The sequence below is a fragment of the Rhodococcus sp. (in: high G+C Gram-positive bacteria) genome (assembly GCF_049286785.1).
In the GTDB taxonomy this organism is placed as follows: domain Bacteria; phylum Actinomycetota; class Actinomycetes; order Mycobacteriales; family Mycobacteriaceae; genus Rhodococcus_F.
This window is the reverse complement of record NZ_JBAQEO010000358.1, coordinates 1-14,620: the sequence shown is the minus strand read 5'-3', so window position 1 is coordinate 14,620 and position 14,620 is coordinate 1. Positions and strand designations below refer to the sequence as shown.

The 14,620-nt window shown below is 62.7% G+C and carries 12 protein-coding genes; 7 read left to right on the top strand and 5 right to left on the bottom strand.

Annotated elements, in window-relative coordinates:
- From WAW17_RS13320 to WAW17_RS13300, 5 genes are all read left to right on the top strand, one after another.
- Positions 1–626: sugar transferase (locus WAW17_RS13320; RefSeq protein WP_422333438.1), on the top strand; the 626-nt coding region annotated here is incomplete at its 5' end.
- A gap of 73 nt (positions 627–699) precedes the next feature.
- Positions 700–1,794: a glycosyltransferase family 4 protein gene (locus tag WAW17_RS13315; protein ID WP_422333437.1), complete on the top strand. Its 1,095-nt coding sequence runs from the start codon at positions 700–702 to the stop codon at positions 1,792–1,794.
- Between the two features lie 79 nt (positions 1,795–1,873).
- On the top strand, positions 1,874–2,980 hold the full coding sequence (locus WAW17_RS13310) for a glycosyltransferase (RefSeq protein WP_422333436.1): 1,107 nt from the start codon (positions 1,874–1,876) through the stop codon (positions 2,978–2,980).
- 14 nt (positions 2,981–2,994) lie between these two features.
- A complete protein-coding gene (locus tag WAW17_RS13305; protein ID WP_422333435.1) occupies positions 2,995–4,374 on the top strand; it encodes a hypothetical protein in 1,380 nt (459 codons plus the stop codon).
- Positions 4,371–5,576 (top strand): Coenzyme F420 hydrogenase/dehydrogenase, beta subunit C-terminal domain, encoded by a 1,206-nt coding sequence (locus WAW17_RS13300; RefSeq protein WP_422333434.1) that lies wholly within the window; start codon positions 4,371–4,373, stop codon positions 5,574–5,576. The genes WAW17_RS13305 and WAW17_RS13300 overlap by 4 nt, the downstream gene beginning before the upstream one ends.
- 6 nt (positions 5,577–5,582) lie before the next feature.
- Here the strand turns inward: WAW17_RS13300 and WAW17_RS13295 are convergent, their stop codons facing one another.
- The 5 genes from WAW17_RS13295 to WAW17_RS13275 form a co-directional block, all read right to left on the bottom strand.
- Positions 5,583–6,875, bottom strand: coding sequence for a lipopolysaccharide biosynthesis protein (locus WAW17_RS13295; RefSeq protein WP_422333433.1), 1,293 nt, complete (start codon positions 6,873–6,875; stop codon positions 5,583–5,585).
- Between the two features lie 44 nt (positions 6,876–6,919).
- A complete protein-coding gene (locus tag WAW17_RS13290) occupies positions 6,920–7,714 on the bottom strand; it encodes a glycosyltransferase (RefSeq protein WP_422333432.1) in 795 nt (264 codons plus the stop codon).
- Between the two features lie 81 nt (positions 7,715–7,795).
- Positions 7,796–8,911 carry a polysaccharide pyruvyl transferase family protein gene (locus WAW17_RS13285; RefSeq protein ID WP_422333431.1) on the bottom strand — a complete coding sequence of 372 codons (1,116 nt, stop codon included), beginning with the start codon at positions 8,909–8,911 and terminating at the stop codon, positions 7,796–7,798.
- The gene (locus WAW17_RS13280; RefSeq protein ID WP_422333430.1) at positions 8,908–9,864 is read right to left on the bottom strand and encodes a glycosyltransferase family 2 protein; all 957 of its coding nucleotides are present in this window, start codon (positions 9,862–9,864) and stop codon (positions 8,908–8,910) included. The genes WAW17_RS13285 and WAW17_RS13280 overlap by 4 nt, the downstream gene beginning before the upstream one ends.
- A gap of 5 nt (positions 9,865–9,869) precedes the next feature.
- Positions 9,870–11,702 (bottom strand): DUF4012 domain-containing protein, encoded by a 1,833-nt coding sequence (locus WAW17_RS13275; RefSeq protein ID WP_422333429.1) that lies wholly within the window; start codon positions 11,700–11,702, stop codon positions 9,870–9,872.
- A gap of 223 nt (positions 11,703–11,925) precedes the next feature.
- On the opposite strand from WAW17_RS13275, the gene WAW17_RS13270 reads away from it, so the two are divergent.
- Both WAW17_RS13270 and WAW17_RS13265 read left to right on the top strand, forming a co-directional pair.
- Positions 11,926–12,903 (top strand): alpha/beta hydrolase, encoded by a 978-nt coding sequence (locus WAW17_RS13270; protein ID WP_422333439.1) that lies wholly within the window; start codon positions 11,926–11,928, stop codon positions 12,901–12,903.
- A gap of 192 nt (positions 12,904–13,095) precedes the next feature.
- The coding region (locus WAW17_RS13265) for a condensation domain-containing protein (RefSeq protein WP_422333428.1) at positions 13,096–14,620 on the top strand (1,525 nt) is incomplete at its 3' end.

The window sequence follows — 14,620 nt, the reverse complement described above, 5'->3', positions numbered from 1 at the left end:
ACGTGGAGAAGCCGCGGTACCACGGTGCAAACCGGTTCGGTAAGACGTCGTTCGACTTCGTGTTTGCGTTCGGTGCGCTTCTCCTGTTGGCGCCGTTGATGTTCGCGACCGCCCTGGCCATCAAAGTGACCAGCAACGGGCCTGTCTTCTACCGATCCGAGCGCATGGGCCTGGACGGTAAGCCGTTCCAGATGTTCAAGTTCCGCTCGATGGTCGACGACGCTGACCAGCAGGTCGAGTCGCTGATGAGGCAGAACGAAGGTGCCGGAGTCCTGTTCAAGTTACGGGTGGACCCGAGGGCCACGCCTGTCGGGAAGATCATGCGCAAGTTCAGTATCGACGAGCTTCCACAGTTCCTCAACGTGTTGCGCGGTGAGATGAGTGTGGTGGGCCCGCGGCCACCGCTTCGGCGTGAAGTGGAGGAGTATGACGGCAATGTGTACCGCCGGCTTCTCGTGAAGCCGGGTGTCACCGGGCTGTGGCAGGTCAGCGGCAGATCCGATCTCTCGTGGGAAGATTCGGTGCGCCTCGACTTGTCTTACGTCGAGAATTGGTCAATGGTGGGAGACATGCTCATCATTGCCAAGACGCTCAGAGCGGTGGTGGCTAGTGATGGCGCATATTGACTCCGGGTCACCCGCTCGCGCCGTCTGCAGTTTCCCTGGCGCGCAGCGTGATAAGAGGCTCGGTGACTAGCCTGTGCGACTACTGATCGATGCGTATTGGTGGGTCGATGGGCCCTACTCGAATCGGCTGGTACTGCGAGAGATCGTCAGCCAGTGGCGGCGGTCGTTCCCGCAGGATCATCTCGTTCTGGCGGTCCCTTCGAAGTGGAGTGACGCGGAAGCCGATCTTCCCCCTGGAACCGAGCGTATTTCGACGAAACTGAGGCGTCACCCGGCGATCAACGCGTTCGAACTGCCGCGGTACGTCAAGTCCGGGAACGATATCGACGCGATGCTCCTCCAGAATTTCGGCGCCCCCAGCACACGGGCTGCAGTACTGGTGCACGACATGTTGTTTCAGAGCAATCCGGAATGGTTCACGCGCGTGGAACGGCTATACCTGTCTTTGATCCCTGCGCTAGCAAAGCGCACGGGCCGAGTGCTGGCCACCACCCGAACCGAGGCGAGGCGGATCCCCGAATACACCAAGGTCCCATCCCCGGTGGCCGTGACGGGACTCGGATTGTCATCGACGTTGCTCGGGGCAACCTCGCGGAAACCGAACGCGGATCTGCGTTCCGGTGCCTTCGTACTCACGGTGGGACGCCTCAATATTCGTAAGAATCTCGCGCGGACGATCGAGGCTGCGGTGAGGTCGGGAGCGATCTCGCGGGATCAGCCACTCGTCGTAGTCGGGCAGCCGTCCGGACGGTCAGCGGCAATCAATGAAACAGTCAAAGCCGCTGTTGAATCCGGGTCCGTTCTCTTTGTCGACTTCGCCGAAGATGCGGAACTTCGCTGGCTGTACGAGAACTGCTCGGTGTTCTGCTTTCTCTCGCTGGGCGAGGGGTACGGGCTGCCGCCGGTGGAGGCAGCCTACTTCGGTGCCCGTGTTCTCGCGAGTGACATACCGGTATTGCGCGAGAACCTGGGCCCACACGCGGAATACGTGGACCCATTCGATGTGTCCGCTATTTCGGAATCCCTGGACAAGTTGGTGCACACCGAGGTCACCCGTGGTGCGCGCCGTGTCGAAGACACACTTGCGGGCAACGGTATATCGGGGAGCTGGGATGCCACCGTGGAAGCCATCCGGAACACCCTTCTGGAGACCGCAACGGCAACGTGATTTCAGCACCCATCGAACAAGCCGCCGAGGCACCCATCGGGTTGCCGGCGCGATGTGATCAGTGACAGGAGTGGATTCAATGATCTCAACGAAACGTTCGATCGCCATCATCGGCACCCGAGGTTATCCGAGTTACTACGGCGGATTCGAGACACTCATACGGCATCTCGCGCCCTTCCTGGCCGAGCAGGGGTGGGACGTCACAGTCTATTCCCGCCCGGGCGCGACAGTCCCTGATGATCCGGCACGGGACCACCGTGTGGGGATTCGAAATACCGTCGGCTTCGAGTCGCAGTCTCTGAGCACGCTGTCCTACGGGTTGTCCTCCTGCCTCGATTCGGCGGTGAAGAAGCCGGACGTCGCCCTGGTCCTGAACGTCGCGAACGGCTTCTTCTTGCCCTTGCTCAAGGCGCGCGGAATCCCGACGGTGGTGAACGTGGACGGGATCGAGTGGGAGCGCGAGAAGTGGGGCACGCGGGCCAGGCAGGTGTTTCGGGCCGGCGCGCGGATGACAGCCCGTCATGCCACGCGGTTGGTGGTGGATTCGCACGAAATCAAGCGGCGGTGGGAGAACGACTTTCAGCGCGTAGGGGATTTCATTCCCTACGGCGGTGACGTGGTGGAGAAGCTTTCCCCGATCGGTGGGTTGACGCCGAAGGAGTACGTACTGATGGTGGCGCGATTCGTACCGGAGAATACGGTGGCCGAGTTCTTCGAGGCTGCAGAGGTATTGAGCCGGGAGCGCGACGTCGTGATCGTCGGATCTTCCGGATACGGCGGCGAACTCGACGAGCAGGCGCGGGATCTGGCCGCACGCAATGATCGAGTGAAGTGGCTGGGACATGTCAGTGACGACGAGAAGCTGTTCTCGCTCTGGCAGAATGCGGGGGCCTACTTTCACGGACACAGTGTGGGTGGCACCAACCCGGCTCTCGTGCAGGCCATGGCCTGCTCGGCGCCTATCGTCGCGCGCGACACCGTGTACAACCGGGAGGTACTGGGTAACGCCGGCAAGTTCGTGGAGGCAGAAGCCTCCGAGATCGTCACCGCGGTGACCGATCTGATCGATGATTCCGCGGGTCAGCAGGTGATGAGTGACCGGGCGGTCCAACGTGCATTCGACCATTACACCTGGGAAGATGTGTGCCAACGGTACGAAGAGACACTTCTCGCGGCGATCGGCTGAAGGATCCTGATTTGATGTTTGCGCAGCCCACTGCCGATCGCAGCACCGGCCGGTGGAGTGCCGTGACGGGTGAGCGCGACCGTCGGGACCTCGTGACGTTCGCTCTGGTACTGGGGGTGGTCGCCGCCTCCTTCCTGGGCCATTACGTGTTCACCCTCGCCGGTTACAGCGTCCGCCTCGAGCAGATCGCACCCGTGCCCCTCGCGGGATGGCTGCTGGTGAACTCACGCGACCGGGCATCCTTTTTCCGGGTTCTTCGGCATCCTGTGGTGCTCATGTTCGGAGCATTCATCGCGTGGAACGTCATTGCGACGCTGCTATCTTCTCCGAGCCTGAGCAAGAGCGCATCGATCCTGGTGTGGTTGGCGATCGATCTGCTGCTGCTCGCCGCGGTGATGTCGCTGGGCGTGCGGGCGGTGTGGGTGGAGAACATCGGGATCCGATGTGTCGTGCCGTGGGCGGTGGCCGGCTTCGCCGCGTTCATGCTGGCTAACGCGTCCGGCGGGGGTATCACACTCGGCACCAATTTCGATTTGCAGTACCAGGTATTCGTCGCGCGGGTGACGGCGCAGGAACCCAACATCTACGCCTCCATCCTGGTGTTGTGGACGTTGCTGCTGTTGGCGCGCAAGGGTACCCATCGGGCCTGGATGATCGCGGTGGCCGTTGCGGTGCCACTCGGGATCATCGGCTCACAAACCCGGACCGCCATGTTCTGCATGGTTCTGGGGCTGGTGGTGTACGTGACGTACGAATACGCCCGGTGGTACAAGGACCGCAGCCGCAGCAGGACCTTCCTGTTCGGTCCCGCTGCCCTTCTCGTGGGAGTGGTGGTGGCGTTCGGCGTGGCGACCATGCTGCCGTCGTTCGGTGAGGACGCTCTGCGTGCGAAGCAAGCAAAAGAAGCGACATCGGACGTCGACACACCGGCGGTGGCATCGCAGGGCAAGCTGGGCGACATCGATCTCGAGGGCGGCAACGTCGGCTTCCGCATGAAGGTTGCGGAAACGGCGGCCGAGGATCTGCACGGCGTCCATCTCTGGTTCGGCAACGGCACCAACACCTTCAGCCTGCGGCACGATCAACCCGGATCGCCGGGCGTGCCCGGACACATCATCATGCTTCCGGTCCAGGTGCTGTACGACTGCGGCATAGTGGGGCTGTTGCTCTTGGTGGGGCTGGGTGTCGCGGTGCTGCGTTCGGTCCCTGTGCCGCGGAGACCGATCGCGTATGCAGTGGTGGTGGCCTTCACGGCTGCCGCCACGATGACGAGTATGTTCTGGTTCAGCGTCACCTGGCTGATCGTCGCAGCGCTGGTTCGGCCGATGACGGAGAAGGAGACGGCAATGGATGGTGCGGCCCGCCGAGATACCGAAGCGCCCGTGGCCTCGTGAACGCACTGCACGACGAGATCGTGAAGGTGGTCAGCCGCGGAAATTGTTCCGGCTGCGGAACGTGTGCGCTGCTCGATCCCGATGTCACGATGCACCTTGCGGACGACGGATTTGTGCGGCCTCGCATCGCACCATCGGCGGACGGTGAGCAGGACGTGGCTTCGGTAGCCGAATTCCGCAGGTCGTGTCCCGGTGTTTCCGTGAGTGCGCAATCGCCGGAGGGTGCCACCCGGCACGACCAGCTGGGACCCATCGTGTCGATCTGGGAGGCGTACGCCGTCGATGACGACATCCGGTTCACGGGCAGCAGCGGTGGAGCGCTCACGGCACTGAACGATTGGCTGCTCGGCACCGGTCAGATCACGAGCGTGGTTGTCGCGTCCGCGTCCGAAACCGATGCCGCGGTCACCGTCTCGGGTGCCGTGTCGACACAATCCGAGGCGGTGCGCGCAGCCGGTTCTCGGTACGCGCCCGTGGCGAACGCAGCGAAGGCGGATCTCGACGATGCGCGGTCGGCGGTGGTTGGCAAGCCGTGTGAAGTATCCGCGCTGCGGGCACTCGCCGAGGCGCGCAACCAGGAACCTCCGTTGTTGCTGGCTTTCTTCTGTGCCGGTGTGCCCAGTCAGCGTGCGACGGAATCACTGATCCGCGACCTCGGTGTGGCCGAGGGAACCGAACTCTCGACTGTGCGCTACCGCGGCCACGGCTGGCCGGGCGATTTCTATGTCGAGGACGCGCAGGGTAATTCGGTACAGACCTCGTACGAAGAATCCTGGGGGCGGCATCTGGGGCCGACGATTCAGCAGCGCTGCAAGCTGTGTCCGGACGGTGTGGGCGAGAGCGCCGACATCACGGCCGGTGATTTCTGGCGGTCGGACAGCCGTGGCTATCCGGATTTCACGAATCGGGACGGAATGAGCGTGCTTATCGCGCGGACCCGGCGGGGCGAGGACATTCTGTGTCGCGCCGCCCAGGATGGTGTGATCTCGATTCGCGCGATCGATCCGGACGATGTCGCGCAAGTGCAACAGCACCAGGTGGTTCGGCGGGCCACTCTTTTCGGTCGAATGACAGGCGGTGCCCTCGCGGGGCATCGCACCCCTCGATACCGTGGGTTCGGGCTGTTCCGGTTGTCGCTCGGAACTCCGGTCCGGGCCCTGCGTGCGATGGCGGGAACGTTTCGCCGCGCCCGCCGCTGGTGACGCACATCAGATTCTGATCAGATCACGGAAAGAGTTCAACCAGTCGCTCGAGCGTGGCAAGGCCTCGAGCGGCGAGATCCGAAGTTGGTGCAACGCAAGTATAAGTGTCACCGCAGACCCTCCCGTCATGGCACTCGCTGCCCCGACCGCTCCCCATGTGACGGCCAGGGGAGCCAGCAAAGCCAAGCCAACCAGAACGCCACCCACTTGAATCGTGGTCATTCGTGCGCCTTTTCGTTGGGCAGCCAACGCCATTGACGCAACGAAGGCGACCCCAGTAAAGATCGAGCCACCCACCATTATCAGCGCGGCAGGAATTGCATCGGCGAAGGCCGTTCCGAAAACCACCGGGATCAAGAAATATGACGCCACGCCGAGAATCGCAGCCGTGACGATGCAAAGTGCTGCGCTGTGCCTTATCGATTTGAGGACGAGTTGCCGTTCGCCTCGCGAGAAGTTCGCGAACGAACCAGCGCCGACTGCCTGCGCGACCGGGGTTGGAAGCGATCCGAGCGTCAGCGCGATCGAGTAGATGCCCGCACCGCCGGCACCCAGGATTGGCAAGACGATAATCTGGTCGACGCGTCCCGTCGCGATGCCTGCCATCTGGCCGCCGACAAGACTACATCCCTCTCGTGCCAGGCTCCAGAAATGTCGTACGCGTCCTCCACGCGCACCGACCCAACACAGACCCACGAAGAACGTGACAACGTTGCCCGCCAACGTCGCATAGATGACGCTCGAGATATCGAGTTTTCCGATCATCCAAATTGCAAGTACAACAAGGAAACTTGACCCTGCCTGCACGATTCCGAGCAGCGCCATCCGCAAGTACTCTTCTGTAGCGACGAGAACGCTCACGTCTGTCGCCCATGACACTGTCAACGGAATCAGCGCCATTGAAATGTAGAATGCTATCCGCGTCGTTGTTGTCTGTTCCGTGAAAAGGATTACATCGATAGAAAAGGCGACAGCCAGGGCAGGAATGGTCGTAAGAGCTGCATACAGGCGTGCTGTCATCATGACATCTGAGCGATCGTCACCGACAATTACGCGACGCCTGACGGCTAGTGGGATACCAAGTCCAAGGAGCACTTGCGTGATAGCCAGAACGGCCAGCATGGTGGCGGCGATCCCGCGCCCATCGGGGCCGAGTGCCCTGGCAACGATGGGCACTGTCGCCAACGAAAAGAACATCGTGATGAATCGACCGATGGCGATCATCGACGGCGAGTTGGCCAGGCGCGACTGCATTGCTGACCGGAAGGGACCCGACTTGGCCGTGCTTTTCTCAGCCATCGACGGAACCGGCTCTTCTACCCCTCGACGCCGCTTCCGGTATCTCAACTGGTCTTGTCTTCATAACCCAACCTGCGTGCAATTTCAACAGGGTTTCCTGTTGGTTCCGGTCTCGTCTTCCGCCACCCATTGTTCGACCTGATATACCGGTCAGCGCGCATTCGAGCGATTGGTGTACGACGGATGCCGCCGAACATGGTTGGGACAGGCAGTCTATCCGCCCACTTTTGCCGAAGGTACTTGTATGTAACTTTGTATGCGCCGCCAAGATTGGCCAGTCGTTTGCTGTGGTGAACGAGCTGCATGGGGACGACATAGCTGGCAAGACCAGATAGACGGGCGGTTTGCACGATGTCAGTTCCGTAGAGGTGGAAACCTGGTAGGTCAGGATCGAACTGAACTCCGATGTCTGCCCGCACGACCAACAGCAGTTCATCAAGACATTCCACTCTCGTAGCGGTCTCGCACGGCCGACCCACGATCTTCTGCGCGCCCGACGACCACGCTTGCCCATGGACCTGATAATCAGCATCAGCTCCGACTGCACCCACCACTGCCCAATTCGCATCCTGACGACTCAGTTCATTCAGCTCGGCCAGCAGGCGAGAAATGAACGGTGCAGGTAGGTAGACGTCCTGATGGGCGAAGATCACGATCTTGCGACTCGAGCCGTTCAGCGCGGCGTTGAACACCTCACCTGGTCGTGCATACCCGGTCAGGATTCTCAGCGGCACTTGGCCCGACTGGATCGCCGGCGACCGGCGAAGGCAGTCGTCCAGGACTCGGGAGTCGTTCACTGCCGCGACTATCTCGATGTCTTCAACCGTGACTGCATTCACATTCGTGCTCCTCGCGTCTCTCTGGTTCCGTGCCACTGATGTTCGGCAGTGCGTCACCATGGTGTTGAAGGGTAAGGCCGACTACAGCCTGGTCTGATGGGCGCCGACGTGCCCGAGGGTGTCGACCAGATCGTCCATCATCGAATCGGTTCGGGTCAGCAACTTGCGTACCTGTGCTGCCGCGTCGGAGGCATCCAGCGAATCGAGAAGTGCGAGTGTCTCGGTGGCCGGATCTTCGGAAGTCCGGAGGTCGACGTGCATATTCCATCCCAGTGCGTTCATGAGCGGCGCGAACTTGCGCGAGTACGCCCACGAAATGGCGGGCGTGCCCACCGACAGTGAGTTGAGGCAGGCATGCATGCGTGCACCGACCACCGCGGTGGCGCCGGCGAGGATGCTGCGTACCTCGTCGAGTGACTCCGGGATCAGGACTTCGACACGGTCACCGTGGCCCTCCGCGGCTTCGCGGACGGCTGGGACATCGTTGTCGACCACTTCCGAGTCGAGGACGTGCGCGAGCAGGCTCACGGTGCGCCCGCGCGCAAGAAGGCCGTCGATCAGTTGGGCGACGGCGGCCCGGTACTCGCCGTGATCCACGTGCGGATTTTCGGACCAGAGCAGACCCGAGACGTTGACCACGACGTCGCGTTGCGGTGATGCAGCGAGGTCGGGCCGATCGATGGCGAAGACGAGGTCGGTGGATTCGGCGGTGGATGCCCGTCCCAGTTCTTTCGCGTAGGCGGCGCTCACGGGGTCACGGGCGAACACGGCGGTGGCGTGCCGCAGTGATCTCTTTGCGAGCAGCCGTCCCAGCCTGCTGTCGAACGGGCCGATGGTCTGCGGTAGGAGAACGGCGGGCACACCGACTTTGGTGGCCACGTGTTGGACGTAGGACATGAGGAGCAGGCGACGCAATCCGTAGATGTCGGTGAAGCTGTCGCCCGCACCGGTATCGAGCACCACGTCGTAGCTGGCGAGTTCCGTCTTGATCGGGCCGTGTGAGCGGAAGATGTCCCCCAGCACGGCCCGTTTGCTCAGTGGGGTGCCGGGGCTGCCCTGGGTGTGGAAGGTGACCTGGGCGTCGGGCCAGCGTCGTGTGACGATCGCGTGGGTACCCTCGGCCAGCGCGCGCAGCCCGAGATTCGTCGAGTCGCGGTCGGCCCACAGCACGAGCACGCGTGGGTGGATGGGACTCATGTGGTGCCTCCGCCGATTCTGCTCGATTCTGCGACCAGTGATCGTGTGTAGGAAAGAAACTTGTGTGATTCCGCCCGCCACAGCGCCGATCGCGGATTGCGGCGGAGCGATTTCAGAAAGAAGGCTGCCGATCGGGACAGCAGTCCCGCAGTGACCGATGCCTTCCAGGCCAGACTCTGTATGCGGTTCTGTGCCAGTTGCCATTTGTAAAGGTCGTAGAGGTTGACCACCCACGCGGGATTGGCCTTCTTGGAGACCTCGGATCCTGCGGAGCCGCCCACCACATGGGTTCCCCGCTGTTCGGCGCTCATCACGATCCGTGTCCCGCTCTGCCGAACGCGGAGGCAGAACTCCAGATCCTCCGCATACATGAACCACCGTTCGGTCAGCCCCTGCAGTGCGTCCCAAATTTCCCGGCGAATCATCATGCAGGCACCCGATACCCAGTCCACGTCCCGAGTTTCGAGATCATGCGTGTGGAGCAGATACAGCCCTTCGAACCGGTGGTATCTGTTCGACAGTCGGGACAGCCCCGAGTAATGATTGAACACGCTGATCAGATCGGGTTGCCTGCCGCCCTCCCGAATGGTGAGGCGTCCTGTCGGTTGCGTCAGGGTCGGTGCGATGATGCCGATGTCGGGAGCATCTTCCATGGTCTGGGCGAGTGCCAGTACTTCTTCCGCAGAGATTCGGGCATCCGGATTGAGGAGCAGTACGGCGTCGCCGCGGGCCTGACCGACGGCGAGGTTCACGCCCTTCGCGAAGCCCAGGTTCTCGTCGCTCCGAATCACGGTGGCGTCGGGCGCCTCGCTCGCGAGAATGCGGAGCGTGTGATCGGAGGACGCATTGTCGAGTACGACGAGTTCGATGTTCTCGCACCGGGACAGGGGGCGCACACACTCGCCGATCACGGCCGCGCTGTTGTACGTCACCACGACCACCGAGACCTTCACGTGCATCACTGTCCGCAGACAGGCACGTTCACGGTGACCTTCGGATCATCCACCAACGGCTGTACGGGAACCCGCGCAGCGCCCGCCGCCGCGGGTTCGGTGAGTTCGTAACGCAATTCGACGGTGTCGCCCTTGGCGATGGTGACGGGCACGGTGAACACCGGGTGTCCGAGTTCACCGCCGTTGATCGTGAAGACCGGCTTGCCGTCGAGGCTGGCCTTCTTCAATTGCGCCCCGTCGGTGGCCAGTAGCGACACCATCGAAAGGTTGGTGCCGAAGGGCAGCGGCTTCTCTTTGAACGTTCCGGCGACGATGCGGGGGAAGTCACCCTCCGGGGTGTTGTTGGTGAGGCGCACGGTGACCGTGGACGTGCGGGTGTCGCCGGTGCACTCACCGGCGGTGTAGTCGATTTCCCGTTCCAGGTAATAGTCGAGTTTGTTGCCCGCATTGTTGTTGATCACCACACCCGCATACGGTGCGGTGTCTTCCGGCACGGTGTAACCCAGTTTGGTATCCGCGATGATCGCCTGCTCTTCCGGGTGGGCACTCCACACGGCGATCCGGCGTTCGCTCGCAGCCTTGCCCACAGCGTCGAGTAGCCGCTGCGGTGACTCGATCTTGCCGGTCATCTTCTCGACTACCTTGGCGGCGATGGTCTGCAGGTAGTCTTTGCGGTCGGCATTGCCGGCCTGGTAATTGGCTTCGTCGGTGATGAAGCGGGTGTAGGCGGTGGATTGGGTGAGTTCCACGACGTTGTTCGAATCGACAACCTCGCCGTCCGGCATGGTGATGGGGCCTACCGCTCCGAGCACGTAGCTCAGGGCCACCGGATCGGTGGCGATCGCGCCGTCCACCGTGTCTCCCGTCTCCTGCTCCCACATGGACTTCCAGATCTGTCCGGCGTAAGGGAAGTGGGAGCTGAGGTTGCTGTTGCGGATATCCACGCTGGGGTTGTAATTGCCGTACCTGGCCTGGAATTCGGGGCCGAGGTCGAGGGGCTTCTTGTCGTAGGAGACTTCGCTGTTCTTTCCGAGTTTCTCCACGGTCATGTGGCCGTTGTTCGCGCGGATCACGCTGTAACCGCCCACCAGGCCACCGGTACCACGCGCCTCGGCGTTGGTCTGGAACGCCATGAAGTAGCTGCGGGGTCCGTCGAGACCGAGCATGGACGGGAGAACCTTGGCGCCGATGGAGGTGTTCTCCAGCAGTTTTGCCACGTCGTCGGTCTGGGTCTGGAGTTGCGTCCGCACATCGTTGACGACGCCGAGATACCCGGCGTCCTGGATCTCGTGCGCCTGATCTGCCAACTCCCGCGCTGCCACCGAGGTCTCTTCCAGTGCAGGACCGGCGTCGCGCAGCGGCTGGAGTTTCACCTTGCCGCCCTCGCTGATCAGGTCTCGAGGCGACAGCGCGACTCCCACATCCACCGCCGGCGTCAGCACGTCCTGGGTGAGGCCCACCACGACGTCCGCCATCTGCTGCACCGACTCCAGGGGTGTTCCGACACCCGGGACGGCGGCGATCGCGCTCCACGGAAGTGAGTGCAGATTGTCCTGTCCCCGCAGGGCGCTGTCCCGGGCGTCGGCGGCTGCCTGTTTCGCGGCCTCGGTGTCGCCGTCGAGTAGGGAGTCCTTGGCGAGCTGTGCGTTGCCGCGGGCGCCCATGAGGTTGTGCTGCACCTGCCAGGCGGAGAACCCCAACCATGCGACGACGGCTACCGCAGCCACACCCACTCCGGTGAGCACTCGCCGCCGGGTGCTCCACCGCCGAGGTGCACCGGTTGCCTCGGCATGGCTTGTGCCGTCGTTGTCAGAATTCTTCGGCGCGTTCGCGTCCATGCAGATTAGCTCCTAGCTCTCCGGGCACGAGGATATCCGGTTGGTTGGCTGCGCTGTTGACGAGCGTGACCGAATCCGTGTACCCACTGTTGCCGGTGTGCATCGATCCGGACTCTTGTGGGAACGTGGCTTGTTAACATCCACAGCACTACTGACGACCGGGGGTGAGTTGATGTTCGGGACATTCCGGGGGAGTCGATGCGTCTCCGTTGCCGCGATTGCGATGATCGCGATGTCGATGGCCACCGCGGGATCAACGGCTTCGGCTGACCCAGTTGGTGATTCAGGTCTTCTTGCGGCCGAATCCGCATCCAACGGGTCTGTACTCGACCGCGTAAACCTGATCGATGACAGGCATTTGGTGCTTCAGGTGTACTCGACGTCGATGCAGCGGCTGGTTCCGGTCCACGTGCAGCGGCCCGCGGACACGAGTCGGCCCCGCCCGTCGCTGTATTTCCTCGACGGCGGCATCCGTCGCGAAAAGACCGATATGGCTGAGTTTCTGGCCGACAAGAACGTGAATGTGATCAGTCCCACAGGCGGTGAAGACGCGTACTGGACCGACTGGAAGAGCCCGGACCCCGCTCTGGGCGTCAACAAGTGGAAGACGTTCATGACGGAGGAATTGCCTCCGATCATCGATTCGGCCTTGGGAACCAACGGCGTAAATGCGATAGCCGGCATGTCCAGGGTGGGGACGGCGGCGCTGCAGCTGGCGATCGCGTCACCTGGGCTTTTCCGCGGTGTCGCCGCCTACAGCGGCTGCGCCTCGACGAGTGATCCCCTCGGCCAGCAGTTCATCAGGCTGACCATGAACAACTACGGAAACGGCAATCCCGACAACATGTACGGGCCGTCGGGCGACCCTGCCTGGCAGGCCAATGATCCCTACATTCATGCGGCGCAGTTGCAGGGCACCGAACTGTTCATCTCGAGCGGCAACGGACTGCCCGGGGTATACGAGTCGCTCGACGGTCCGCACATCGACGGCAACCTTGCCGTCCTCGCCCGGCAGGTGGTCGTGGGCGGCGGAATCGAGGCGATCACCAACTACTGTCAGCACCACCTCGCCGACCGGTTGAGCGAGGTGGGAGTGCCTGCTACCTATGGTTTTCGGAATTCGGGCACCCACTCGTGGGGCTACTGGCAGGACGACCTGCATGCGTCGTGGCCCGTGCTCGCCCGCTCTCTCGGCCTGTGATCCTTCGGATCTGACCGCCGAGTCATGCAGACGTGCGTGCGAAGCGGGTAGGGTCACAAGAACGATTTCCTCTGCAACACCCATGAGTGTCGACCCGAGGGGCGGCCTGTCGAGTTGTAGATCGGGGGTTTCACAGTGGCTCTGGGAGGACGCCGCAGTACAGCAGGAGAGCTGGATGCACGTGCTTTCCCGTTGTCACATGCGCAAAAGGGCCTGTGGTTTGCGCAGCAGCTCGATCCGAATGTGCCGATCCTGGTGGCGCAGTACGTGGAACTCTGCGGCCATGTGGACGTGGGCGCCCTTCAGTGGGCGTCCGAGCAGGGCTCGTTCGACATCGAGTCGCCGGGTATCCGGCTGATCGAGCACAACGGTGAGCCGTACCAGCTGGCGGACGAGACCATCGAAGACGAGCTGGCGTACATCGACTTGCGGTCTCACACCGATCCGGTGGCCGAGGCGCATCGATGGATGGACGAACGGCGTCGCCGGCCGATGGACGTGTTCCATGACCGGCTGATCTCCGCCACCCTCCTGCATCTGGGCACCGACTATTACTTCCTCACCACCTTCGCCCATCACCTGATCCTCGACGGTTACGGCGCGATGGTGCTGATGAACCGGGTGGCCGAGCTGTACACCCACGCCGTTCAGCGGACGGAGGCACCGCCGTCGAAGGCGCTGCACATCCGCGAGCTGTACGAGGCGGAGGACGATTACCCGCGCTCTCGCAGGTTCGAGATCGATCGCGACTACTGGGCGCAGCGGACTCGGGATCTGCCGGAACCTTCGCGCCTGACCGATCGGCAGGCTTACCCGTCCCCGGTGTCACTGCTCGCCAGCCGGGTGATGGATCCGGCAGTCACCGACCGGCTCGAGGCGCTCGCCCACGAGTGGAAAACGTTTGCGGTTCCCGTGGTGGTGGCCGCGTTCGCCGCGTATCTCTCTCGGATGACCGGCAATTCGGACATCGTGCTGAGTTTGCCGGTGACGGCCCGCACCACGGCGGCCGCTCGACGCTCCGGTGGAAGCGTGGCCAACGTGGTGCCGCTGCGCATTCGGGTGGATCCGCACGGCCGCATTCATGATCTGGTGCACCGGGTGCAACTGGAGTTGACCGGCGCGCTGCGGCATCAGCGGTACCGCTACGAGGACATCCTGCACGACATGCGTTCGTCGCCGCGGGAGAGCAGCAGCTTCGGCCCGATGATCAACATCATGATGTTCCACCAGGAAACGTGGTGGGGTGATGTGCTCGGTGAGTTGAACGTGCTCACCGCCGGCCCGGTCGACGATCTCGCGGTCGCCATCTATCCGGGGGTGGCAGACAAGACTGTCCGGGTGGAGTTCGAGGGCAATCCCGCCGTCTACGAGAAGGACGAGCTGAGCGGGCACCACGAGAGGTTTCTGCATTACTTCGCCGGTTTCGTCGGGGCCGAGGAGGACACCCCGATCGGGGTTGTGCCGTTGCTCACCGCGGACGAGCGGGACCAGCTGGTTCACTCTTCGGGTCCTGAATCCGTCCCTCCGCTGACCCTCCCCGAACTGTTCGACGCCACAGTCGATTCCGACGGGATCGCGTTGCGCTATGGCGACGAGGACGTGTCGTATCGGACTCTGCACGAGCGCTCGAATCGGCTGGCGCACGTGCTGATCGAGGCGGGGGTGGGTACCGGCGACCGGGTGGCGCTGATGCTGCCCCGATCGGTCGAGCAGGTGG